Origin of the sequence: Acetobacter oeni, from assembly GCF_011516825.1 — a bacterium.
In the GTDB taxonomy this organism is placed as follows: domain Bacteria; phylum Pseudomonadota; class Alphaproteobacteria; order Acetobacterales; family Acetobacteraceae; genus Acetobacter; species Acetobacter oeni.
Genome location: NZ_WOTA01000091.1, coordinates 1 through 917 on the forward strand (window position 1 = coordinate 1; position 917 = coordinate 917).

The window sequence follows — 917 nt, forward strand, 5'->3', positions numbered from 1 at the left end:
CCGGCACGGGGGCGGCCCGACCGCCTCAGTGGAGGTGTCGGTCATGGCTGCGCTCAGCATCGGCGGCGCCTGGTCGATCATCCGTCACACCAGCATCGAACGGTCTGACCTCACATCGACGCTCACGTCGTGATCCGCTGACCGGTTCCCATCGTGCCGCACAGGCCCTGTCGTGACGTCTGGGCAGGAAACGACCTGCCTGTTTGCCGCGGTTCAATGCGTCCGGCGACCGTCATGCGGCATCGGCTCCCCGGATGTCTGTTGCTCCCCACCCCAAACGGCCTCTCTCAAGGGCGTGTCTGGCACCATGCCGGCTTTGCTCCCGCAACGGCTTGGCCAGGCTTTTTCCCCTGCGCTGGCGCGCATTCCTCGCGAGACAAAAACCCTGGCTGACGCCGTCCTCCGCTGCGCTGCGGCCCTGCGGGTGCGGGCCAGCCGTCCCGTTGCCTGCAGACCGCCATCGAGGCCGCATGGGGCGGCGTCGATACACTGACAGGAGATACGACAATGGCACAGATCGGCACCTTTACCCGCACCGAAGACGGCATCTTCAACGGCATGATCCGCACCCTGAACATCAACGTCAAGGCGACCATCCGGCCCGTGACCCGGGACAATGACCGGGCTCCCGACTACCGGGTCGCCGCCAACGGGGTCGAACTCGGGGCCGGGTGGAGCCGGGCCGCCAAGGACAGCGGCGCCGAATACCTCTCGCTCAAGCTCGATGACCCCTCCTTTACCGGGCCGGTCTACGCGAGCCTCGTCCAGGGCGACAACGGCGAGCACAAGCTCATCTGGTCGCGCTGACCACCTCCCGGCGCCTCGCCCAACGCGGGGCGCCGGTCTCTCATCACCCCGATATTATGCGGAGCAGAAACCAGCCCAAACCCGCAGAAAACCACCATCGAGGATCACCC

At 66.5% G+C, this 917-nt stretch carries 1 protein-coding gene; it reads left to right on the top strand.

The window, feature by feature from the left end:
* Positions 1–507 precede the first annotated feature (507 nt).
* Positions 508–807, top strand: coding sequence for a DUF736 domain-containing protein (locus tag GOB90_RS18705; RefSeq protein WP_146893148.1), 300 nt, complete (start codon positions 508–510; stop codon positions 805–807).
* Positions 808–917 lie beyond the last annotated feature (110 nt).